The sequence below is a fragment of the Prosthecobacter gellanilyticus genome (genome assembly GCF_007992435.1).
Classification (GTDB): Bacteria; Verrucomicrobiota; Verrucomicrobiia; order Verrucomicrobiales; family Verrucomicrobiaceae; genus Prosthecobacter; species Prosthecobacter gellanilyticus.
In genome coordinates, this window is record NZ_BKAG01000018.1 from 11,661 (window position 1) to 35,171 (window position 23,511).

Below are 23,511 nucleotides of genomic sequence, written 5' to 3' on the forward strand. Positions count from 1 at the left end.
TTACTGGATGAAGATGAACTGCTGGGTGTTCAGCAGGGCAAAGATGAGGTCCTCGGTGCCGGTGAGGCCTTTGTCCTGGGCATTGAGCCAGGTCTGCTTTTCCTTCGCGGTAGGCTGGCGGGAAAGGATGGCCATGTAGGCGGCAGCGATCTGGTCATCAGGATACTGCGCCTTGCTGATGGAGAGCATGAGCTGGCTGTATTTGCTGAGGATGTTCGGCATGAGGTTGCCGTTCATCATGAAGAGGCTCTGCGGCACACTGGCATCGTAGTTCGCGTTCTCGATGGTCTCGCGGTCGCTCTGGCCGAAGTCACGAAGCGGATGACCGCGCTGGGCGGGGCTCTCCAGCTCGGCGGAGCGGACATAGTTGCGGCCCTGCTCGGCACGGGCGCGGAAGTAGTCGCGCTGCTGCTTCTCAGGGATGCCGTAGTAGCCAGCCTCTTCCTTGTAGGCTTCCTGGCGCTTCGCTTCCTCAGCCTTGCGCTCTTCTGGGGTTGGCTCTGCGCGGTCATAACCAGGGATCTTCACACGCTCGGCACGGATGCCGTTGGACATCATCATCATGCTGTCACCGGCCATCATGCTTGGGATCTCAGCGGTGGCCTCGCCAGGCTTGCCGGGCTTGGTCATCGCCACATTCTGGTAGGGCTTGCCTGTGACTTTCTCATACAGCTTCTTGTAACCAGGAACGAAGACTTCGGCAGCGGTGACGCGGCGGCCTTCACCCTGGATCGTGTTCACCTCGGAGCGGAAGGCCTGGACCTTCTTCTGGGCTTCAGCCACCTGCTTCTCCATCGCGTCACGCTCTGGGCCGGGCTTCAGCATGTCCAGCTTCTCCTGGAGTTCCTTCTGGGCAGCACGCGCCTCGATGTAGAGCTTCTGCTTGTCTTCAGTGCGTGAGCGGTTCTTGCCATACACATCAGCGGCCAGCTTGAGCCCCTTCATCGCTTCCTCAGGAGTCAGTGCCTCGATGCCATCAGCATTTTTCTTCGCCTGGAGAATGCGCTGCTCCATCTGCTCACGGGCGGCGGCATTGATCATCTCCGGATTCGGATTGATGAGGGTCACAAAGCTGTCCCACATCTGCTCGGCGCTCATGCGGCGAAGCACCGGACCGGTGAAGTGATAAGCAATGCCAGGGGCGATCTCGTCACGCGTGACCTGACGCTGATAGGCGCTGGTGTTATAAAGCACACGCAGGTAGGCCTTCATGTCATAGTTCAGCTCCTTCATCAGACCTTCCAGATTTGTCTGGAGTTCGGGGACCATCGGGATGGTGCCATCCATCAGTTCGTCCAGCGGCTCGATCAGCGCGAGACCGAAAGCCTTCTTCCAGAGGCGGTTCACGATCACCGTGGTGAAGCGTGGATTCTCCTTCGCGGTCATCCAGCGGGCATAGGCCTGCAGCGGCGTCTCGCCGGGCTGGGTCACGCACTCATGACCCATCATGGTGCCAGCGGTCACCACGGACTTGGGCTTGGCATCCGTGTATTGATAGTCATGCGGCAGGGTCACCTTGCGGTCACGCTCACCCACGCTGGTGTAGCGCATGGTGTCGCTGATGTCCCGCATCGGCTCCTGGAAGTTCCGGTGCTCCTTGCGCAGAGCCTGACGGGCCTCATCCTGCTTCTTGCGAACTTCCTTCGAGGCGGCCTGATAAGCTTTCTCGTCCTCGTTGTACTTCTGTAGCTTGGCGGCGAACTCCTTCTCCAGTTTCTGGCGTTCCGCACTCTCGCTCACCTCGAGCTTCTGGCGGTCTTCCTTGCTCAGCTTCTGGCGCTCATCCTTGCTGACCTTGCTGTTGAATTGAACTTTGTTAGGGCGCTGCGGACGTGTGGGCTCCGGAATGGCCTTGGCAGCCGCTTCTTCCTTCTCCTTCAGCAGGTCACGCACTTCACCGAGGGTGCCGCCATAGTAATCCTGGGTCTGCACACCATAGGTGAAGGCAGCCATCTTGAAGAACTGCATCTGGCTCCATTTATCAAACGGATGGTTATGGCACTGCGCGCACTCGATGCGTGTGCCCAGGAAAACGCGCACGGTGTTCGCCATGTTGTCCAGCGGCATGCCGCGGTCACGCATGTAGTAGCCGATGGCACCGTTCTCCCACGCCATGCCCTGTGACGCCACCATGTCGCGCACAAACTGGTCGTAGGGCTTGTTATCACGCAGGCTCTTCTTCACGAAGTTCGAGTAAGCTGCTCCCGTGATGGCACCGGTCTGGTTGCCGTTGGAGGTCACGCGCAGCACGTCCGCCCAGTAGCTGAACATGTGCTGGGTGTGGCCTTCGGAGTCGAGCAGCTTGTCGATCAGCTTCGTGCGCTTGTCGGCATCCTTGGAGGCCAGAAAGTCCTCCGCCTCGCGTGTGGTGGGGATGCGCCCGATGATGTCCAGATACAAGCGGCGGACAAAGGTGTTGTCATCCACGGCAGGATTGCCCTGGACGTTGGCCTTCTTCCAGTCAGCCTGGAGGATGGCATCGATTTTCTTGGCTGCATCCTGAGTGCTCGGCGCGGCTTGCGCGGCGAAAGCCAGGACGAGGAGGGGGAGGGTGGTCAGGGGGCGCATGGCGTGCGTTGTTCAGCATAACCAACGGCGCGACTGAAAAATGTTTTTCACAATCCGAATAAAATACTTCTCTAATGCCCTTCCGAACAAACATGATCTGTCCATCAGGAGCCCGCAGTATCAGGCACGCACGCTCAGCGACGAAGCGCCCTTTGGCATTTTCACGCATGCGCATGTCATTTCCCCCTCGCGGCACCATGTGCCCGGCTTGAGATGAAGCTTTGAATCCACCTTCTGCAGCGGCTGCGCTTCACTCTCCGCCTTGGGCTGCCAGTGCGGCACGCCTTCAGCAAAGGGCAGTGACAGCGTGAACTCATCACAGGCAAAGGGTGCTTGCAGCATCACCAGCTCCTCATCCTTCTTCAAAGTGATCTTCGTCAGCTCCTTCGCGGCCCAGTAGCGCGCGATCTCGCTGAGCTTCATCCAGTGAAGATGATCAAAGGTCGCATGCAGGCGCTTCACCACCTCGCGGAAGATCTCAAAGCCGATCTCGAGCCCGTTCCAATAGATGCCTGTCCAGTGACAGACGATGATCGCCGGCTCGCCACGCTGGATCACCTCCACCATGCGGCCAGTCTTGCCATCTTCCGCGATGAAGGCATCCGCACCCTTCGGCGTCACACAGTCCCAGCCACCCGTCCAGTCTCCCGTGCAGCCGAGCACATGCACGACACAGCGCGGATCATCCGAATCCAAGCCAGAAGCATTTTGCACAATGGGTGCCACGCTTTCCGTGCCGCTCGCATGCAGGTCACGGAAGTAATGCGGGATCTCCGTTTGAAACACATTTCGACAGGCCTCAAAAGATGCCTGAGCGAGCTGCGGACGTGCCTTGCCACCGAAACCTCCAGGCGTGGTGATGCCCTCACAAGGCAGGCCGATGTTCTTCAAGATGGTGAGCGCATAGCTCATATAATCCGCGATCTCATCCGCCGAACGACCATTGCACCAATCCCAGTTCTCTATGAAGCGCGGACTGATCTCCGGATACGGATGCCCGGTCTTCGTATCAATGATGCGCGTGTGCGTGACCATCTCCGGATGGATGTCCCAGCTCGGCATCATGCGCTCGCGAACGAGATCAATGCTGTTCTTCAGTTCCTTCTGCGTCCACCCGGGGATCTCACGGTCCAGCCGCCCCACACAGGCAGGAAATGGCACAATGCTGTATTTGCCCTTCACCCCGTTTTCATCGGCCCAGTCGGCAAACTTCCGCACAAAACTGTCCGGGATCTCGTCCGGCCAGCTCTTCCACGGGTAGTGATCATACCTCCCGGGATTCACCGCCGCGAACTGCGGGATGGCAAACTTGTTCAGGTTCACCAGACAGGTGGAGTCATCAATGATGATGCTCACCGGCACCCGGCCCCGTGGATTCAGCACCTTCACGCCCGCATCCTGCCCCGGCCGGTCCCCTGGAACCTGGCCAAACAAGGGCGCCCCCAGGGCCAGGGCAGAGGCTTCCAAGAAACGGCGACGGCTGGGATGGTGGCGCATAGGCTATCCTAAACGTCCGAAGCGCCCCATTTTTCGACCTTGAAAGGCCCCTCCGGACCGCTAAAGAACACGCCCCCCTGCGCCCGGCCGCCTCCGGCGCTTCTTTGCCCCCTTGACCCGTCTACCCAGACTACTCCTCTCTCATGAACAAAGCCCTCCTCGCTCAAGCTGCCAATGAAGCCCGTGGCCTCGCCATGGACGCCGTCCATAAATGCTCCTCCGGCCACCTCGGCCTGCCCCTCGGTGCCGCAGACATCGGCGCCGTGCTTTTTGGCGAGACCCTCCAGTGCAACCCTGCCGAACCCAAATGGCTGAACCGCGATCGCTTCATCCTTTCCGCCGGTCACGGCTCCATGTTCATCTACAGCTGGCTGCACCTCAGCGGCTATGACCTCTCCCTGGACGAGCTGACCAAGTTCCGCGTGCTCGGCAGCCACACCCCAGGCCATCCGGAGTCCTTTGAAACCGTCGGCGTCGAGTGCACCACCGGCCCCCTCGGCCAGGGCATCGGCAATGCCGTCGGCTTCGCCCTCAGCGGCAAGATGGCTGCGGCGAAGTACAACACCGCCGATCACAAGATCCTCGACAACCACATCTTCGCCCTCGCTGGTGACGGCTGCCTTCAGGAAGGTGTCGCCCGTGAAGCCGTGGCCTTCGCCGCGCACAACCATCTCGACAACCTCATCGTCCTCTTCGACTCCAATGATGTCACGCTGGATGCCATGGCCAAGGTCACGCAGAGCGAAGACACGCAGGCTCTCTACACCGCCCTCGGCTGGGACGCTGTGACCATCGACGGTCATGATCTCGACGCCATCAAGGCCGCGATCGAGAAGGCCAAGTCCGACAACAACGGCAAGCCAAAGATCATCATCGCCAAGACCACCATCGCCAAAGGCATTCCAGAAGTTGCCGGCACGGCCAAGGGCCATGGTGAAGGCGGCGCCAAGTTCGTCGACGCGGCGAAAAAAGGCCTTGGCATCCCCGAAGGCACGCACTTCTACGTCAGCCCTGAAGTCACCGCTTACTTCGCCGACCTCAAGGCCAAGCGCGTGGCCGCTCATGCCGAGTGGAACAAGACCTTCACCGCCTGGGCCGCTGCCAATGCGGACAAGGCCGCTGAACTCAAGGCTGCCCGCGAAGGCAAGCTGAATGCAGAAGACCTGCTCAAGGCCATCCCTGAATACCCGGCTGAAGGCAAGGCCGCCACGCGTAACAGCGGTGGCGAGATCCTGAACAAGATCGCCGCCGTGGTGCCAAACCTCATCACCGGCAGCGCTGACCTTTTCGGCTCCACGAAGAACTACATCACCGGCGGTGGTGACTTCAGCGCCACGAACCCGACCGGTCGTAACATTTGGTTCGGCATTCGCGAGCACGCCATGGGCGCCATCTGCAATGGCATCGCTTATGACGGCCTCTTCCTCGCCAGCGGCGCCACCTTCCTGGTGTTCGCCGACTACTGCCGCCCGAGCATCCGTCTCGCCGCTCTCTCCAAGCTGCCCGTGGTTTACATCTTCACGCACGACTCCGTCGGCGTCGGTGAAGACGGCCCGACTCATCAGCCCGTGGAAACCGTCAGCGGTCTGCGCGTCATCCCGAACCTCGATGTCATCCGCCCTGGCGATGCTGAAGAAGCCGCTGCCGCGTTTGCCGCTGCCATCAGCCGTCCAGATGGTCCTACCCTTCTCGCCCTCAGCCGTCAGGATCTGCCCCACCAGGGCAGCGCCAGCGCTGCTGCCCGCCGCGAAGGCACCCTCAAAGGTGGTTATGTCCTCGTGAAGGAAACCGCTCCGCTGGAAGCCATCGTCATCGCCACTGGTTCCGAAGTTCAGTGGGCCGTCGAAGGTGCCAAGGGCAAGCCCGGCGTCCGCGTCGTCAGCCTTCCTTGCTTCGAGATCTTCGACCGCCAGAGCGCCGAGTATCGTGAAAGCGTGCTCCCCGCCGCCTGCACCAAACGCATCGCCATCGAAGCCGGCGTCTCCGGCCTCTGGTGGAAATACGTCGGCACCCAGGGCCAGATCATCGGCATCGACCGCTTCGGCCTCAGCGCCCCTGGTAACACCGTCTTCAAACAGCTCGGGATCACCGCCGAAGCCGTCGCGAAGGCCCTGGCTTGATGCATCCATCGTAAAACGAATTTTCCAATTCGTTTTCCCCGAGACTTCAAAACCTCCCATTGCCTTGCAGTGGGAGGTTTTATTGTTTAGGCATCATCCATTCCGGTGCCTCATGAAATCCTTGATCCATGTGCTTCTCCAAGCCGCCAGGGAGATCGGGAAACAAGCCTCGGATGACACCACCGCATCAGCCCGTGCGTGGTGGGAAGCACGCCGCTGGCGCTACAACAAGGGTCTCGTCATCGCCGGTCTTCTCGCCTTTGTTGGCTATTCCATCGTGGGCTCAGTCTTTCTCGCCGACGATGTGGAGTTTGAGATCACTGTGTTCACCACGATCTTCCAAGGCATCGGTTATCTGTTCATGATGGTCGTGGCAAATGTCTGCTACTTTCTTGGCCCGCTTTCAGAGCGTGGAGTGGACAGTAAAGACCTGGAGCAGCATCGCCAGCGCTACTACCGCCTCGGCTTCTGGTTTTCCGTGCTGCTGCCCTTCTCCATCCCGTTGCGCTGTTGTTGATTCACGCCTGAGCGCCTTGCCTGAAGACCGGCAGAGGCAGCGAGACGGCAGTCATTTCATCGTCCGTGCGCACCTCGAGAAACCAGCGATACACAGGCTTCGTTGAAGCACTGCTTTCATACGGACTTCGCGGCTGAGCAGGCAGCAGGGCATTCACATGGGCTTTTCCATCCGCGTCAGGCATCACCTCCCAGGATTGATCCCACAGCACTTTCACCCACGGGGCGGTGCTGCGCTGCTGCGGAATCTCATGCTGGCAGCGCGCTCTCAGCTTGAGCTTGGTGCCTGGAGGAAGCGGCTTGGTGAACTTCAGTAACCCTTGAAACCGGCCTTTGGGCTTGGCGGGCCATGTTTCGGGAACGAGGGACACCTTTCCCATGACTTGTCGCGCCCTCCAGCGGTGCCGAGCCATGACCAGGGGCCAGGCGACTGCCGCCAAGGGCAGAATGACGACCAGGGCTTCCGGCTCTGCGGACAAAACACCGCTGTACAGCACCGTGACCACCAATGGAGCAGTGACGACACCTAACCAAATACATGTCATCACCCAAGGCCAGAAACCATCCGGGCTGGCGGTGATCTCAGCCCCCGTCCATTCAGGCTGCCATTTCCAGGGTTGTCCGGGATGGCACTGGCGGAGCCCTCTGAGACACCGGCTCCTCGAAAGACCCTTCATGCTCACCCAACACACGTGGGCACCGAACCAAGTGAGCAGGACAAGGGGGATCGACATGCTTGTCAAAAGTCCCCAGCGCAGATCCCTGAACAGGATTGCGTCTTCCGGGTCGGCTGGATTCACCAGGCAGCGAAAAGGCTCCTGGCTGATTTCATAAGGTCGCAGCCGGGCATGGATGGCCGATTCATAGGCTCCACCCCATTCAGAGATCAAACTGACCCGCCGTCCCTTCCGCTGCTGACCTCCGGCTTCATAAGTGTAGAGCGCCTCAGTCATCACGCGCCGATTCCCTTTTGACGTGGTCGTCTCCTTGAGATGCGAGTAGACAACCTTGCACGGCACTTCCTGCCAGTTCCGTGTCTGCCACCACCCGACCAGCCCTGGTATCCAGTAGGCCCAGGCGATGGACAATCCCACACACACGGCCACAACCCCTCCAACCATGGCCAGCAATGATCTGGGCAGGCTCGCCTGATGATCCGGCGGTGTCTGCTGCGCATCGATCATGGATTCGTCGGGCATGATTTAGTGGATGTTGAAGCTGCCTCCATTCTTGAACCCTCACGATTGTCACTCGTCCAGGCCAGTAGTCCCAGAAGCCCAAAGCCAAAGGCATTCAAACTCCCGTGCACAGCCCACATCTGCGGCATCGTGAGAGCGAGAGAGGGAATGAAGTAGCGCACACCAAAACCCAGCGCGAGCAGCATGGCAATGAGCAAGGCCAGCCCCGAAACCACGAAAGCCGCTCGCCGCCACACCGGCCGCCGAGCCTCCACACCTAACTTCATTTGCGACAACGCCACACCCAGAGCTCCTGCCACAAGTACCAGCACACCCAGCGGCTCCACCCAGGCCAACCGGCCGAAGTGAGTCAGTGTGATGCCCGTGGCCACCAGCGGCACACCTGCCAGCACCGCCACGCATGACCATGAGGTCCAGCGCCCGGGCCGCGCCCGACCAAGCAGTCCCGCAATGAGCGGCAGCGTGAACCCGGCATGATGAAAATGCGCCGCCGTGAGCAGCACGATCAAGCCATCAAACCCAAACAGCATCCAGCCCGCACAAAAGGCCACCAGCCACATGGCACCGATGGCCGGAAACACCGCAGCGGCCAGGAGACAGAGGTCCGCCGGATGCGTGGAGGGTGACTTCCGCCACTGCCACAGGGCTCTTACGGCACGGTCAGCACGCACCATCAGCCAGCATGAAGCAAACAGCGCTCCCGCCGCGCTGCCAGCACCCACCAGGCCGTTCACCAAAAAGAGATAGTAGAAGAAGCGCACGGGATCACGCTTTGGCAAAATGCCTGCGGCCATGAGCATGGGCTCACCGAGAGGCATTAAAACCACCGCCGAAAAGAGCAGCAAGGCAGACACCCAGGCGTGGGCAGGATGCATGGACAGCGCCAGCATAAGGTAGCCGAGCCACAGCCCCAGATGTCCCAAGGATCGTAAGGTGGGCGAAAACTCCTCCGAGGAGTCTGTGCGCATGGCCTGCATCAGCATGATCCACAAGCCTCCCTCATCCGCTGCTGCGAGTCACGCACGAACCGGCACTGCCACCAGCGCGCGAGCGGAAACCCGAGCCGTGCCAGCCAGTGCCTTGGCCGCGAGAAGGCCCGGATGACATACCAAACACGGCCTGCTTCATCCATCTCCACGGCGAACATCTCCTCACCGCACTCACTGTGCTCCGGCAGAGTGCCGTAGACGAAGCCATGCCTGCCAGCGGTGTCCACCCGGCGCAGTACACGGCAGGGATTGACCCACCACACGCCCAGGATGCGCACGATCATGGCCACGATGTCTCCGGGCTGCTGGCTTCGATCCCGCTCACGTCTGACCTCTGCCCACAGGGGAAACATTCTCCAGCTGTCCAGGGCGCAGCAAGCATGCTCATAGGTGCTCCCGCCCTGACCGAGACAAATGCGATGCTCATCCAGGATGAAGCCTTCCTCCGGAGGTGAATCCACACCTCCCTCATGCGTGTAGCTCAGCGGCTCATCCTGCCATGAACGGAGCAGCTCACGAAGAGCCGTGTCCGAAGGTCGATGCCGGGAAAGCATGACACAGTCTCTGCACGCGATTCGGCGGAGTTGAAAACAGAATCTCGCCGCTTTCATCACTTCAGCTTTCAAGCCTTTCAGAAGCTGCGGCACACCTTGAAAAACAGCTCCTGCGCATCCCCTGCCGCACGAAAGGCGGCAAGGTGATCACGGAGTTGTGAGAGCAGTTTTTAGCCCCCGAAGTCCAGCGGCCTCGCGGCCTCGTTGATCGTCGGGCGGATGACCACGAACTCTCCCAGAATCTGCTCCTGCTCCACCTGCAGGTGGTTCAGCTTCATGAGCTCCAGCACGGCCAGGAAAGTCACGATGACCTCCACGCGGCTCGCCGCATCGCTGAAGAGTGTCTCAAAGCGCACACGTCCGCCGATGGGGACGATTTCCAGCAGATGCTCGATCTTGTCCGCCACCGTGAAGCGGTCACCCACGATCTCACGGATGTCCGTGGTGTTCTCAAAGCGCTTCAGCACCTTCTGGAAGGCGCGGATCAGGTCAAAAATGCCCACACCGGCCACGGTCATGATGGGAGCCTCGAGGTCGATAGGCTCAGGGCTGGTGGCGAAGAACTCATCCCCCTTCACCTCCTGCACGCCCAGGAACTGCGCGGCGTCCTTGAACTTCTTGTACTCCACCAGCTGGCGGATCAGCTCCCAGCGCGGATCTTCCTCATCCACATCTTCCTCAGGCGGCTGCTGGCTCTGCGGCAGCAGTTCGCGGCTCTTCAGATACATGAGGTTCGCCGCCATCACGATGAACTCGCTGGCCAGCTCCACATTCAGCATTTTGAAGGTGTTGATGTATTCCAGATACTGCTTCGTGATGCGCCCGATGGACACGTCATAGATGTCGATCTCATCCTTTTTGATGAGATACAAAAGCAGATCGAGGGGGCCCTCGAAAATCTCCAGCTTAACCTTGTAATCCTTGTCTTCCACGCGGCCAGCTAGAACGGGAATGGGTGGGAAGCGAGAGGAAAATCACTTCACCGTCGGCGGCTCGATGCCCAGGTCCTTCAGCAGCTTCTGGGTCTCGGAGAGCTGCTCAGGCTTCACAAAGAGCGCCTGGTAGAAATTTCGCTCCAGGACCACAAAGGCCGGCGCAAAGCCGCGAGTCTTGTAGCTGGCCACTTCCTCCTCCATCGACTTCTCGCTGTAGATCACGTCCCAATACCAGCCGTTGAAGCGGATCGCCTTCGAATGGATGGCCCGGTACTGCTCCTTCCCTTCGTGGTACTCGAAGTAGATCATCTGTTCGCCAGCTTCCCGCTTCTTGTCATTCAGCGTCCTCAGCGCGCTGATGGGCATCCATTCCGTGAAAAGCTTCTCGCGCTCCCTCCCTTTGGCGGAACTGACCTTCGAGGGCTTGACCTTCACGGGCTTGGTCTCGGGAGCCTTACCGGGCGCCGAGCCCGGTTTTTCCTGGGCCGATACCTCGGCAAAGAGGCCAAAAATGCAGACAAGCGGGAGAAGAAGTCGGGAGCTCATAATATTCCTTTGGAATTTCACCGAGACGCTAGGGATTCCCCTAAACGAAGTCAATCTTGCTCAAGAGAAACCACCGCCTTCACCACACCGCTACCCGGTTTCACCCATCCCGGCATGCTCTCCGGCAGGTCCGCCAGAGCACAGCGATGCGTGATCCACGGCCGTGTATCGATCTGACCCCCCTCGATCAGCCCCAAAATGCGCGGGAAGTCCGAGGCCACCGCATTCCGGCTGGCCAGCAAGGTCAGCTCACGCCGGTGAAACAGCGGGTCATCCAGCGGCACCGGCTCCTTCGTGATGCCCACGTAAATGATGCGTCCGGTGAAGCGGGCCAGCCGCAGCGTACCCGCCATGGAGCCGGGATGACCGGTCGCATCAAACACCACCTGCGCACAAGGCTCATCCGGCAGTGACTCCACCACCTTCACTCCCGCATAGTGCTGCTGCACAAAGGCACGACGCGTTTCATTCAACTCCAGCACCGTGATCGCAGCCCCCGTGAGACGTGCAAACTCCAGCACCGTGAGACCAATCGGCCCGGCACCGATGATCAGCACATCATCACCCGGCTGGATGGCTGCGCGATTCACCGCATGACAGCCAATCGCCAGTGTCTCCACCAGCGCGAGCTGCTCAAAGCTCAGCGCATTGCCCGCATGCAGCTTGTGCGCCGGCAGGATCATGCGCTCACGCATCGCCCCATCACAATGCACACCGAGCACCTGCAGGCTTTCGCAACAGTTGGTTTTTCCCTGACGGCAGGAATGGCAGCTGCCGCAGTTCAGATACGGCTCCACCGAGCAGCGATCCCCTGGCTTCACGTTCGTCACACCTTCTCCCACCGCCAGCACCTCCACCCCCAGCTCATGCCCAAGAATGCGCGGGCACTCAATGAACGGCATCTTCCCCAGATACCCGCTGATGTCCGTGCCACAGATGCCGATCGCATGAATCGCCACCAACGCCTCTCCCACCGCAGGCGCAGCAGCTTCAGGCAGCTCGATGAACTCAAATCGTTCCGTGGCAGTGAGGCAGAGGGCTTTCATAACTTGTTAAACTTGTTGATTGGGAATGCCAAGAATGGGCTGTAAAGCAACAAACTCTGGATCAACATCTGCATCCCAGGGATAACAACCGTCTTTCCCCGACGGCCACACGACCTGGAAAACCGGGAACTCTTCGCCGTCGTTGAACCGTATGGCCGAGAGAACATAATCCTGGAACTCTTCTTCAGGGACCCTGACGAAAAAAGCGTCGCAGTCTGCAAAGAGTCTATCGGTGGGCTTAGACATGTCGAACGGCGCGCCTTCCCGGGCTTGGTGCGCCATGTCAGACAACACTCCGTGGGCTGTGGACGGAGGCAGGCCGAACACAAGCATCTCCGGGTGACCGTATGACTTGAACAAGCCAACGGTATAGGAATACGAACAAGTCTTGCCCTTCACGGACACCGTGGAGAAGCCATGCTGGGCAATCTGCTTCTCTTGTTCATCGAAGAACGTTTTTTTGAATTCCGGGCTCATTCGTTGTTCCCTTTCGTCTTTAGCCTAACAAGCAGACGAGAGTCATCTTGTCGAGCATGCCAGCTGTATCGATGAGAGTTTTGCCCCGCCGCTCACAGACGGTGAAGGACCATGGATATAAAGGCATCAGGCGGAATGTCTGAATGCCCCAGACACCCCAGCCTCGCGGCTGTAGAAACCGGATCGAATCGACGAATCAATGATGCGCAACTCCTGAGAGATAGAGTCATCATTCTCCTGCCCACACACAATTGTGTGAGCGAAAATCACCAGCCGAAGTGAACGTGGCATGATGGGGACAGCCACATGCCATCTGTAAATGGCCAACGCCTCTCCTTTTTCACTCGCAGGCGCAATGTAGGTGCGCAGTCTTAAACCGTCCTGGAAATCTTCATCCGACATTCCCTCCTCGGGACGGAAAACGGTGCGAACCATGTCGCTCGCGGTAATCGTCTCTGGACCTTCAAAGCCAAGTACATTGAGCCGAAGGGTTCCTGAATCCGGTCGGTCCTCATAAAATGTGGCACCGCCCTCATCTTCATACTCTTCCACCCAGTTGGCAGGCAGCGTAAACTCGAGAATACCACCTCGATACGTGATGCGTTTCATTTCCATAAGGAGCGTCGATCTTTGTTTGGTCTGACTACCGAATAGAATCAATTCTCTCGAGTGGGTCAATAGCATAGAGGCAGTGGCTTTGAGGACGTCCACCGGCAGGCTGACGATATGCCACAAGTCCTTAACTCCACTCTCCCAAGCCCGGCAGTTTCACCACATGCCGCAACATCGCATCTCCCGGCTCGCCCGTGGCACCCAACCAAAAGTGCGTCCACAAAGCCTCTCACGCCACTCCACCAAACCTTCGGTGCCGGTTCTCGTAAGAGCGGATGGCTTTGACGAGGTCCGGCTTGCCAAAGTCCGGCCAGAGCGTGTCGGTGATGTAAAACTCGGTGTAGCTGAGCTGCCAGAGCAAGAAGTTCGAGAGGCGCATCTCACCGCTGGTGCGGATGAGCAGATCAGGATCCGGATAGTAGCGCGTGTAGAGATGCTTCGAGAAGACCTCTGTGTCGATCATGCCCTTGTCGAGGTGGCCCTTTTCCACGCTGTCGATCAGGCTCTTCACACCATCGATGATCTCCTCGCGACCACCGTAACTCAGCGCGAGGATGAGCGTGAGGCCTGTGTTTTGGGAAGTCTGCTCGATGCTGCGATGAAGCTGCTGCTGGCAGGACTGCGGCAGATCATGCAGACGGCCGATGGCCTGCAGCCGCACGTTTTGCTCCATCATCTCCGGTGTCTTCGAGCGCAGGAACTGCTCCAGCAGCTTCATCAGCGCCTCCACCTCGCGCTTCGGGCGCTTCCAGTTCTCCGAAGAGAAAGCATAAAGGGTGAGGTACTCCACGCCGAGCTCGCCACAGGCTTCGGTGATGATGCGGACGCTGTCGGCTCCACGCCGATGCCCCTCCGTGCGCGGCAGGCTACGTTCCTTCGCCCAGCGGCCGTTGCCATCCATGATGATGGCAATATGGCGCGGGATGTTTTTCAGGTCGTCAGTCGCGGAGGCAGGCATGGAGGTCGGAAAATGTCTACGGAATCACATTCAAGCCCGTGAGTCCAAAAAGAGGAGCTGCAGCGAGGAGGTGACGATCATTGGAATAGATTTCGGTGAACTGGTTCTCCGCAGCACAGGCCAGATGCATGGCATCCGCAGCACGCAGATAGGTGGCCGTGGTAGCTTGACGGTAAGCCGCTTCGACACGCTGGATAACGGAATCTGTCAACGGCAGCCAGCAAAGACCGCCCGCCGCAGTATCTGCCTCCATCTGGGCCAGGAAGGCCTCTAATTGTGCCGGAGTCGCAGCACCCTCGCGAATTTTTCGATGACAGGCGGAGACAAATTCCGCTCGCCCATGCATGCAGCAATAAATCACATCCATCGTGCGGACGTGCAGGCCCACCTCAGTGCTGCCATGTTCGCTGCATTGCAGCTTCATGAGGTAGCTCACATCGTAGTAAGCGCGGATCATCGGTCATCACGCTCCCCGGAGATGATGGCGGTGGAATCCGTCCCGTCACGAAAGGCTCCCAGGCGGACGGCCAGCTCGTATTCCGGCAATAGTGGACGCCGGGTCCAGTAGGAACCGCTCCCCGCTGGAGTAGTCGGGGCAGGCACCTGCTCCACCTCAAGCGCAGCCTGGATCAGGTGGGTGGCCTCCTGTGCCACGGACCTGTGATGCGCAGCCGCCACCTGCCGCAGCCGGAGGTGCAGAGTCTCAGGGAAGGAGTCGATGATGAGGGCTGGCATGGTTTCGAACAAAAAATAACCGCCCGCCGCAGGCAAGCAAGGCAGGACATCGCCAACCGTGCTCAAATTCCCTTTTTTCAGATCTGGGCACGTCGGCAAGTCTTGCACATTGGACGCTGACCGTCAGAATCCTAACGATGAAGCCCGCCTCCCGAACATCGGTCCTCTCCGTCTTGGCAGTCCTGGCCACGGTATTCTTTGCCCCCGCAGGATTCGCCGCGGACCGTGATAAGGACTTCAAACCCCTCTTCAATGGCAAGGACCTGACCGGCTGGCAGATCGTCCACCCGGACAAGAGCCGCTGGAAAGTCACGCCTGACAAGCTGCTGGTGAACCCGTGGAGCAAGCGCCAGCCGAGCTCGGATCTCATCAGCGAGAAGAAGTTCAAGAACTTCACCCTGCGCTTTGACTATCTCATTAACGAAGGCGGAAACTCCGGGGTTTATCTGCGCGGCCGGCACGAGATCCAGCTTCTGGATGATGATGGACCGCAGGACCGCAGCATCATCTCCAACGGCGCCATCTACAATCAGGTGGCCCCTTCCGTCTTCGCCTCCAGACCCGGTGGCGCGTGGCAGACGATCGAAGCCACCATCATCGGCAACCAGATCACCGTGATCCTGAACGGCAAAAAGATCCACGATCGCGTGGTCTGCACCAAGCCCACCGGCCAGGCACTGGATAGCAACATCAATGCCCCCGGCCCCATCCTGCTGCAGGGCCGTCTCGGCGACGTCAAATTCCGCGACATTCTCATCAAAGAGCTTCCGGAGTGATCTTCATGCTCTGCGACCGAATGCAGATGGAATGAAACTTTCCCCTGCCCTGCTGTGTTCAAGGTCGTCTCCATGAACAAGCCGCTCTTCCTGCTCGCCCTCAGCCTGCCTGTCACCGCTGCCATTGCTCAGCAGACTCCTCCTGCGCCCGCTGAGCGTGCAGCACGGATGTTTGAGGCGCTGGACACGAACAAGGACGGCAAGCTCAGCAAAGAGGAGATGCCCGAGCGCTTCCGCGAGAACTTCTCCCGCGTTGATGCAAACAGCGATGGCAGCATCTCCAAGGAGGAGCATGTGGCGGTCCTCACGCGCAGTCAGCAGCGGCAGGATCAGGCCAAGAAAAAAGACGGCTCTCAACCACGCCCCGTGCCCGAAGGCATCGAGGCCCAGCGCGATCTCGCCTATGCGGACACGGACAATCCGCGCCAGAAGCTGGACCTGTATCTGCCCAAGGCACGCAAGGATAACAAACCACTGCCGGTCATCGTCTTTATCCACGGCGGTGGCTGGAAGGCTGGCGACAAAAGCGGTGGCCTGAACAATGTCGCCCGCTTTGTGCAGAGCGGCGAATATGCGGGCGTGAGCGTGGGCTATCGACTCACCGATGAAGCGAAGTGGCCTGCGCAGATCCATGACTGCAAAGCCGCCATCCGCTGGATCAAAGCGAACGCGAAAGAATACAATCTCGATGCCAGCAAGATCGGGGTCTGGGGCACTTCCGCCGGCGGACATCTCGTCTCTCATCTCGGCACCAGCGGTGATGTGAAGCAGCTGGAAGGCACGCTCGGCAAGCACCTGGATCAAAACAGCAGCGTGACCTGCGTGGTGAACTTTTTCGGCCCTGAAAACTTCCTCAGCATGGTGCGTCAGCCCAGCACCGTGGACCGCACGAAGGGCAAGGACTACCCTGAGGCGCTCCTGCTCGGAGGTGCCGTGCCCGACCGCGAAGCCGTGGCCAAGGAAGCCTCTCCTGTGACTCACGCGAGCAAGGGTGACGCTGCCTTCTTTACCGCTCATGGCACCAAGGATCCGCTGGTGCCCTATGCGCAGGGCGAGGAGATCCATGCCACCCTGCAAAAGGCCGGTGTGCCTTCCCTGCTCCAGGAAATGACCAATGGCGGCCATGGTTTCCGCAGCCCGATTCTGGATGAGCGTGTAAAGCAGTTCTTCGACCTGCATCTGCGCGGCATCCCGGCAGAGATCGTCACCTCGCCCATCATGGTCGAGGGCAAATGAGCGAATCTGTCCGCGAGCCACGTTTAAGGGCGCATGAGATTTCTCCTCTGCGCCTTTTTCGTCGCTGCCTCGTCCGCATATTCGGCGGAGCTTTTTGACATCGTCCTCACCAACGGGCGCATCGTGGATGGCACAGGCTCTCCTTGGTATGTCGCTGATGTCGGCATCCGTGCGGGTCGCATTGCGAAGATCGGCAGGCTCGCCGATGCCGAGGCTCCGAAGAAGATCGATGTCAAAGGTCTCATCGTCGCGCCGGGCTTCATCGACATGATGGGCCAGACAGTCACGCCGATGATCGACAAACCCGAGGTCGGTTTAAACCTCATCACCCAGGGCATCACCACCATCCTCGCCGGTGAAGGCAGCTCAGGCGCGCCGCTTTCAGATGCAGCCGCCAAGCAGATGGGCTGGAAGACGATGGCGGAGTATTTTCACATCGTCGAACTCAGCGGCCTGCCAGTGAATGTGGCGCAAACCGTGGGTCACACGCAGGTGCGCCGTCTTGCCATGGGCGAGGAAGGTCGCAAGCCCACCGAAGCCGAGCTCAACCAAATGAAAGCCATGGTACGTGAGGCCATGGAAGCCGGTGCCATCGGCGTTTCCACCTCATTGATCTATCCACCAGCCGTGTATGCAGATACGGATGAGATCGGCGCGCTCGCTGCTGTGGCCGGAGAGTTTGGCGGACGCTATTTTACTCATATGCGCAATGAAGGTGACCGACTTCTCGAGGCCATTGATGAAGCCATTGAGATCGGTCGCAAAGGCCGCACGCCCGTGCACATCTTCCATCTGAAAACCGCAGGCCGTGGCAACTGGTCGAAGATGGATGGCGCGGTGAAAAAGATCCGCGATGCACGCGCCCAAGGCACGGAAGTCACCGCGGACATCTACCCCTATATCAACAATGGGTTAGGCATCGAGGCGCTCGTGCATCCGCGCCACTTCGAAAAAGGCCGTGAAGCCTTTGTCAGCAAGCTCAACGATCCCGAACTGCGCAAAACCATCCGTGACGAAATGGAATCTGATCAAGGCGAGTGGGAAAACTGGTACAAACACATCGGCCGTGACTGGAACAAGCTCATCATTGGCAAGAGCAACAGCCTGCGGCACAAGGTGGAACCAGGCTCCAGTCTCGCCGGTGCGGCGAAGACGCTGAACCTCGATCCCTGGGAGCTTTTCTACCATCTCGTCGGCACCGGTGCCTTTGTGATGCCCGAGACGATGAGCGAGGACAATAAGCGCCGCCTTATCGGTGAGGATTTCATTTCCTTCTGCACGGATGTCGGTCCTGCTGGTGGCAGTGGCATCGCCTCTCATCCCCGTGCCTATGGTTCCTTCCCTCGCCTGCTCTCCCGCTACATTCGTCAGGACAAGGCAGCCACGCTGGAGCGCTTCATTGCGCAAGCCTCCGCGCTCGGAGCCAACGAAGTCATGGCCCGGGATCGTGGCCGCATCGCCGAAGGTCTCGCTGCGGATGTGATCATCTTTGATGAGGCCAAGGTCACGGATCATGCAGACTTCGCGAATCCCGCCAAGCTCTCCGAAGGCATGAAGCACGTTATCGTGAACGGCCAGCTGGTGCTTGAAGATGGCAAGCAAACCAAGGCACGTCCGGGCCGTGTGCTGCGCGGTCCAGGTTGGCGCAAGGATCTGGCGTCCTCGTCCATCATCACAGGTGACACTGTGCCTGAACTCACGGCCCTGGACCGGCTCATGGCAGGCTTCATGGCCAAGCATAGCATCCCCGGAGCCTCCCTGTCCGTCACCGATGGCGATCGACTTGTCTATGCACGCGGATTTGGTTATGCCGATGTCGCCACGCGTGAAAAAGTGCAGCCCGAAAGCCTATTCCGCATCGCCTCCATCTCCAAGCCGCTCACCGCCGTGGCCATCATGAAACTGGTGGAGGAAGGCAAGCTCTCGCTCGATGACAAAATCTTTGATGTGCTCGATCACTACGATCCGCCGAAGCCGGATGCGAAGATGGATCCAAGGCTCAAGCAGATCACCATCCGTCAGTGCCTCCAGCACACCGGCGGCTGGGACCGCGACAAATCCTTTGATGCCATGTTCCGCTACCTGGACTTCGCCAAGGCTCTGGACCTGCCGCCGCCTGCCGACCAGAAGGCCATCATCCGCAACATGATGGCGCAGCCGCTCGACTTTGATCCCGGCAGCCGCCAGCTTTACTCAAACTACGGCTTCTGCCTGCTAGGCCGCGCCATCGAAAAGCGCACTGGCCTCGCCTATGATGCGTTTGTGCGCCAGAGCGTGCTCGAGCCCCTCGGCGCGCGCACCCTTGTGCAGGGTCACACCTTGCTGGAACAGCGTCAGCCTAACGAAGTGCATTACTACACACCGCTTCGCGGCCAGTCTGTCTTCGCCAACTCCCTCGGCACCATCGTCCCATCCACCTATGGCTGCTGGAACCTCGAAGCCATGGACTCTCACGGTGCCTGGATCGCCTCCTGCGTCGACCTTGCAAGGTTCGCCACCCGCTTCGAGTCCCTGCTCAAACCAGCCACCGTGGAGATCATGAAAGCCAAGCCTCCAGGCGGCGGCGCGCTGGATGACAAAGGCAAGCCCAAAGAGGTCGTGTACGTGTGCGGTCTCGCACGTCGCGAAACTCCCGCAGGCACCTCTTTCTCCCATGGCGGTTCACTTCCCGGCACCTCAACCCTGATGATGAAGCGTCCAGACGGCCGCACCTGGACCGTCCTCTTCAACACCCGCTCCAGCCCCCAGTCCGATGCCCTCGCCCGCACCCTTCAGCTCGACCTTGATAAGGTGCTCGACAGCATCCGCACCTGGCCAAAGCATGATTTGTTCGGCAAATTTCCGCAGCATGTGCCCTCGAAGTCGCGATAGCGTCCCGGAGTGCGGTGGCAAGCGCTAAGGCGCGACACCGCTAGGTGCGCAGAGAATACTTTCGAAGTGCCTGATGATGTGTGCGCTCGTTAGCGGTGTCGACGATGCACGGTGGCCCGTGCATCTCTGCCACCGCACCCCGGGACGCTCCGCGACTTCAGCGCTTCATAAACTCCAAAATCGCCACACGTGCCGGATCCCCTTTGTCTGCGATCTTGTTTCCCACGCTGCTGTGATCACGATCCGAGATAACCTTGCTGGTCACGCTCTTGTTCTTGGCGCCTTTAAGCACCGCCACCAGAAACGCATTCTCCTCCGCACGTGCCGGCATGTCTTTATCCGCCCAGATCACCAGCATGGGGGCGATGCCCTTCGCTTCAGCCCAGCGCACAGGAGCAGCCTCATCCGCGATGACGCTGAATTTACCGAGACCACGCTCTTCACGAATGGTGTAGTGAGTCATCGTCTGCGCGCTCACCGGAATCAGGCCCGCGAGGCTGCTGTGTTTCACATCAAACTTGGCCAGGCGGCTCTCATCCATGCCGAGCATGAGAGTCAAATAAGCACCGGCTGAGTGACCGCCGACAAACACACGCGTGGCATCTCCACCATGCTGCGAGATGTTCTTCAAGGTCCACGCCACGGCAGCGGACGCATCGTCGATATACGCCGGATACTTCGCCTTCGGGCTGAGGCGATAGTTCGGCACCACGACAGCAATGCCTTCCTCAGCGAGGCTGGCTCCAAGGCGCTTCATCACCTCGCCATCCTTGCTGCCGTTCGTCAGACCACCGCCATGAAACCACACCAGCGTGGTGAAGCCTTCTTTCTTCGCGGGCAGATACAGGTCCAGCTTGCAACGTTCCTTCTCATAGACGCTCAGTTCATCGCCTGACTTGTAAGCAATGTTGGTTGGCGCACGATCATCTGCCGCATGAGCAAGGCAGGTCAGGACGAAGAGGATGGAGGCAACGAGACGCGTCATGCTTCAGTCTTGCTTCACAAGGCGCACATAGTCGAGTCCGACATAGCGCTTTTGCACCGCGCTGGGATTCGTGCCGGTCAGGCGGATGGTGAGCTTGTGATCCCCCGCTGCCAGATCTCCCAGCTTGTTCTCTAACACGCCCGTCGTGCCGACCTTGCCAAACTGATACAGGTCGATCGGCGCTCCGAGGTCCTTCCCATCCAGAGTCAACTGCACGATGGCAAAGTCAGGTGCCTTGGTGAAGACGGCCTCAAGCGTGTAGGAACCCGCCGCAGGTGCGGCGACCTCAATCTCAAGACTGTCCCCTTCCTTGGCCCCCGTCCAGAAAAGCTGCGCGCCGCCGCTCCAGCGGCTGCCGGTGAAGTTCTTCATGTTCTGCACCTTGGCCGTGCCTGCGCTGGCCTTGGCATTCGCCGCTAGTGCCTCGCCTTCGAGAGCACCGGGCACATTCCCAGAACTCGCATCGATCGGTGCTGCTTTGCCATCCGCTGCGGGAGCTTCATCCGTGATCTTCACGGGCTGTGGCTGTGCGGCCTGCCACTCGGCCTCGCTCACCTTCTTCACCTGATGCAGCAGCACATGTGCGCCTTTCATTCCGCCGGTGAGAATGTCCGGCAGCTTGTCACCATTCACATCTTTGACGATGATCTGCCGGCCGATGCCCGCTTCACCATCGGCCTTCATCGGCACCCAGTCGACACCCTCCTTGCCACGCACAAGTTTGAACCAATAGACCACGGCACCATCGTCCCAGCCCTGAGACTTCTTGTGATGCGACCAATAGGTCTTTCCGGTGACGATGTCCTTCAAGCCATCGCTATCCATGTCGGCAAGCTGCACACTGTGAAGTTCGCTGAAGTGGATTCCATAATTGTTCAGCCCCGGACGATCTCCCATGATGAGATGCTCTTTAAAACCTTCCGGCGTCTGCTCATGCCATGCGAGCCCATACTCATGCGCGGCGAGGCTGGTGATCACATCATTGTCACCATCACCATCCACATCATAAGCATACATCTCCGCACCCCCGGCCTGCGCAAAATTGACCTTATGCAGATCCCAGTAGCCCTGCGTGAGGTCTTCCGGTTGTTCGAGCCAGCCATCCTTCATCAGGATGTCCAGACGACCATCCTTGTTGATGTCTCCCACGCCAAGTCCATGACCAAATTTGGTTGGGGCAATCTTCTCCGAGAGCGGATAAAAATTCCACGGCTCGAGACCATTCGCCGGATTCACCTCCACGTAAACAAACTGTCCGTCACGGGTGCAGACCAGCTCCGGCGGATCATCGCCCACAAGGTTCACAAAGTGCGGTGACTCATTGGAAACCCAGTCATAGACCTGATGCTTCGGCCAGGGCTTGTCCATGCCCTCCGGACCCGGATTCTCATAAACATAGGCCGGTGTGCCGGGGAAACCGGCCGTCAGCACATCCACGCGGCCGTCTTTGTTAAAGTCATAGGGCCAGGAGAAGAAGTTGTTCGCATAGGCCTCGCGATTCTGCGGCGGGGTCTGATAGATGATGTTCTCCTTTTTGAAATCCGGCCCAGCAAACCAGAACGGGCCGTGGATCACGTCCATGTACCCATCGCCATTGATGTCCGCCGCATTGATCCCCTCCGAGTAGTAGCGGTCCATGAGCTGGACTCGCTCAAAAGTGTGCAATTGAGGCTCAGCCGCGTGTGCGAACCCTGTGACGACCAGAAACCCGAGGAGGATGGAACCCGTGTTCATGCGGCGAGACTACGTGGCCGGGTGGCCCGGACGAAGCCAAAAATGCTTTTCAGGCCTCAAATGGCCTCCCGGAACCTCTCTGGCAGCTTGCAAACCGCCTGCGCAGAGGCAGCATCGCGGTCCAATGCCGACCCCCATCCTCCAGACTGACACCGGACCCCTCATGCACAAAGCCGTGGAGGAGGCCACGCGTCTGCTGAAAGCCGGGGAAGTCGTGGCCCTGCCCACGGAGACCGTCTACGGACTGGCGGCCGATGCCCTGAACCCGGAAGCCGTGGCCAAGGTCTTCGAAGCCAAAGAGCGCCCCAGTTTTGACCCCCTCATCGTCCACCTGCCGAACAAGAAGGCCCTGGACCAGGTGGCGGAGGTGCCTGCCGACATCCAGCCCGTCGTGCAGAAGATCATTGAGCAAATGTGGCCCGGCCCGCTGACCATCGTCCTGCCGAAGAAACCCTGCGTGCCCGACATCGTCACCGCAGGCCTGCCCAGCGTGGCCGTGCGAGTGAGCAAAAACGCCGTCTTTCGCCGTGTGGCCGAGGCTCTGGGCCGCCCCATCGCCGCTCCCAGCGCCAACCGCTTCGGCTCCATCAGTCCGACCTCCGCAGGCGCTGTCGCTGCGGAGCTGGATGACCGCATCCCTCTCATCGTGGATGGTGGTGCCTGCCTCTGCGGCATTGAGTCCACCATCATCAAGATCGAACCCGGCTCGCCAAAGCCCATCATCACCATCCTGCGCCCCGGCCCCATCACGCCGGACGACCTGAAGGTCTATGGCAAGGTGAAGCATGCCAGCCGCACCGTGGTGGATGAAGCCACCGAGGCCCCCGGCCAGCTCGCCAGCCACTATGCCCCACGCACCCCGCTGCGCCTGCTGAGCAAGCCCGAGGACTTCATCCCCGAGCCCGGCAAGCGCTATGCCCTCATGAGCTACCGTGGCGATGTCGAAGACGGCTACACCGGCCTCACCGAGTGGGTGCACGTGCAGATCCTCAGCCCCGGCAAAGGCAAGCTCCCCGAGGCAGCCGTGCGCTTCTTCTATGTCCTGCGTGAGCTCGACGGCCTGGGTGTGGACGAGATCATCGCCGAACCCATGTTTGAGCACGGCATGGGCATCGCCATGATGGACAAGCTCCGGAGAGCTGCGGTGAAGCATTGAG

The 23,511-nt window shown here is 59.6% G+C and carries 21 protein-coding genes; 6 read left to right on the forward strand and 15 right to left on the reverse strand.

Annotation, left to right across the window (positions count from 1 at the left end; translation table 11 throughout):
* Together BGE01nite_RS13720 and BGE01nite_RS13725 are read right to left on the reverse strand one after the other, a co-directional pair.
* Window positions 1–2,568: a DUF1549 domain-containing protein gene (locus BGE01nite_RS13720; RefSeq protein ID WP_146851047.1), complete on the reverse strand. Its 2,568-nt coding sequence runs from the start codon at window positions 2,566–2,568 to the stop codon at window positions 1–3.
* A gap of 120 nt (window positions 2,569–2,688) precedes the next feature.
* Window positions 2,689–4,065, reverse strand: a complete 1,377-nt coding sequence (locus tag BGE01nite_RS13725) for a hypothetical protein (RefSeq protein ID WP_146851048.1) — start codon at window positions 4,063–4,065, stop codon at window positions 2,689–2,691.
* A 143-nt stretch (window positions 4,066–4,208) separates the two neighbouring features.
* On the opposite strand from BGE01nite_RS13725, the gene tkt reads away from it, so the two are divergent.
* A complete protein-coding gene (gene tkt, locus BGE01nite_RS13730; protein WP_146851049.1) occupies window positions 4,209–6,185 on the forward strand; it encodes a transketolase in 1,977 nt (658 codons plus the stop codon).
* Window positions 6,186–6,297: 112 nt separating this feature from the next.
* Window positions 6,298–6,702 (forward strand): hypothetical protein, encoded by a 405-nt coding sequence (locus BGE01nite_RS13735; protein ID WP_146851050.1) that lies wholly within the window; start codon window positions 6,298–6,300, stop codon window positions 6,700–6,702.
* A 1-nt stretch (window position 6,703) separates the two neighbouring features.
* Here the strand turns inward: BGE01nite_RS13735 and BGE01nite_RS13740 are convergent, their stop codons facing one another.
* The 11 genes from BGE01nite_RS13740 to BGE01nite_RS13790 all read right to left on the reverse strand — a co-directional run bounded on the left by BGE01nite_RS13740 (window position 6,704) and on the right by BGE01nite_RS13790 (window position 14,752).
* Window positions 6,704–7,900 carry a DUF3592 domain-containing protein gene (locus BGE01nite_RS13740; RefSeq protein WP_146851051.1) on the reverse strand — a complete coding sequence of 399 codons (1,197 nt, stop codon included), beginning with the start codon at window positions 7,898–7,900 and terminating at the stop codon, window positions 6,704–6,706.
* Complete coding sequence (locus tag BGE01nite_RS13745) at window positions 7,882–8,868, reverse strand: YndJ family transporter (RefSeq protein ID WP_170266780.1); 987 nt, start codon at window positions 8,866–8,868, stop codon at window positions 7,882–7,884. The genes BGE01nite_RS13740 and BGE01nite_RS13745 overlap by 19 nt, the downstream gene beginning before the upstream one ends.
* 8 nt (window positions 8,869–8,876) lie before the next feature.
* A complete protein-coding gene (locus BGE01nite_RS13750; RefSeq protein WP_146851053.1) occupies window positions 8,877–9,443 on the reverse strand; it encodes a DUF1990 domain-containing protein in 567 nt (188 codons plus the stop codon).
* Between the two features lie 170 nt (window positions 9,444–9,613).
* A complete protein-coding gene (locus tag BGE01nite_RS13755) occupies window positions 9,614–10,375 on the reverse strand; it encodes a segregation and condensation protein A (protein ID WP_146851054.1) in 762 nt (253 codons plus the stop codon).
* 42 nt (window positions 10,376–10,417) lie between these two features.
* Complete coding sequence (locus BGE01nite_RS13760; RefSeq protein ID WP_146851055.1) at window positions 10,418–10,924, reverse strand: hypothetical protein; 507 nt, start codon at window positions 10,922–10,924, stop codon at window positions 10,418–10,420.
* Between the two features lie 50 nt (window positions 10,925–10,974).
* The gene (locus BGE01nite_RS13765) at window positions 10,975–11,970 is read right to left on the reverse strand and encodes a zinc-binding alcohol dehydrogenase family protein (protein WP_146851056.1); all 996 of its coding nucleotides are present in this window, start codon (window positions 11,968–11,970) and stop codon (window positions 10,975–10,977) included.
* 6 nt (window positions 11,971–11,976) lie between these two features.
* Window positions 11,977–12,447, reverse strand: a complete 471-nt coding sequence (locus BGE01nite_RS13770) for a DUF4262 domain-containing protein (RefSeq protein WP_146851057.1) — start codon at window positions 12,445–12,447, stop codon at window positions 11,977–11,979.
* A 126-nt stretch (window positions 12,448–12,573) separates the two neighbouring features.
* The gene (locus tag BGE01nite_RS13775) at window positions 12,574–13,056 is read right to left on the reverse strand and encodes a hypothetical protein (protein WP_146851058.1); all 483 of its coding nucleotides are present in this window, start codon (window positions 13,054–13,056) and stop codon (window positions 12,574–12,576) included.
* Between the two features lie 232 nt (window positions 13,057–13,288).
* On the reverse strand, window positions 13,289–14,017 hold the full coding sequence (gene uppS / locus BGE01nite_RS13780) for an undecaprenyl pyrophosphate synthase (protein ID WP_146851059.1): 729 nt from the start codon (window positions 14,015–14,017) through the stop codon (window positions 13,289–13,291).
* A 16-nt stretch (window positions 14,018–14,033) separates the two neighbouring features.
* A complete protein-coding gene (locus tag BGE01nite_RS13785; RefSeq protein WP_146851060.1) occupies window positions 14,034–14,474 on the reverse strand; it encodes a type II toxin-antitoxin system VapC family toxin in 441 nt (146 codons plus the stop codon).
* Complete coding sequence (locus tag BGE01nite_RS13790; protein WP_146851061.1) at window positions 14,471–14,752, reverse strand: FitA-like ribbon-helix-helix domain-containing protein; 282 nt, start codon at window positions 14,750–14,752, stop codon at window positions 14,471–14,473. The genes BGE01nite_RS13785 and BGE01nite_RS13790 overlap by 4 nt, the downstream gene beginning before the upstream one ends.
* 137 nt (window positions 14,753–14,889) lie before the next feature.
* Between BGE01nite_RS13790 and BGE01nite_RS13795 the strand changes: the two genes are divergently transcribed.
* The 3 genes from BGE01nite_RS13795 (at window position 14,890) to BGE01nite_RS13805 (ending at window position 19,635) form a co-directional block, all read left to right on the forward strand.
* Window positions 14,890–15,528, forward strand: coding sequence for a 3-keto-disaccharide hydrolase (locus BGE01nite_RS13795; RefSeq protein ID WP_146851062.1), 639 nt, complete (start codon window positions 14,890–14,892; stop codon window positions 15,526–15,528).
* A 72-nt stretch (window positions 15,529–15,600) separates the two neighbouring features.
* Complete coding sequence (locus BGE01nite_RS13800) at window positions 15,601–16,764, forward strand: alpha/beta hydrolase fold domain-containing protein (RefSeq protein WP_146851063.1); 1,164 nt, start codon at window positions 15,601–15,603, stop codon at window positions 16,762–16,764.
* A gap of 33 nt (window positions 16,765–16,797) precedes the next feature.
* Window positions 16,798–19,635 (forward strand): serine hydrolase, encoded by a 2,838-nt coding sequence (locus BGE01nite_RS13805; RefSeq protein ID WP_146851064.1) that lies wholly within the window; start codon window positions 16,798–16,800, stop codon window positions 19,633–19,635.
* A gap of 157 nt (window positions 19,636–19,792) precedes the next feature.
* Here the strand turns inward: BGE01nite_RS13805 and BGE01nite_RS13810 are convergent, their stop codons facing one another.
* On the reverse strand, window positions 19,793–20,620 hold the full coding sequence (locus BGE01nite_RS13810) for an alpha/beta hydrolase (RefSeq protein ID WP_146851065.1): 828 nt from the start codon (window positions 20,618–20,620) through the stop codon (window positions 19,793–19,795).
* Between the two features lie 3 nt (window positions 20,621–20,623).
* Complete coding sequence (locus BGE01nite_RS13815; protein ID WP_174770049.1) at window positions 20,624–22,258, reverse strand: carbohydrate-binding protein; 1,635 nt, start codon at window positions 22,256–22,258, stop codon at window positions 20,624–20,626.
* A gap of 220 nt (window positions 22,259–22,478) precedes the next feature.
* Here BGE01nite_RS13815 and BGE01nite_RS13820 point away from each other — a divergent pair, with 220 nt between their 5' ends.
* Window positions 22,479–23,510, forward strand: a complete 1,032-nt coding sequence (locus BGE01nite_RS13820; RefSeq protein ID WP_246145724.1) for an L-threonylcarbamoyladenylate synthase — start codon at window positions 22,479–22,481, stop codon at window positions 23,508–23,510.
* The last annotated feature ends 1 nt before the right edge of the window (window position 23,511 follow it).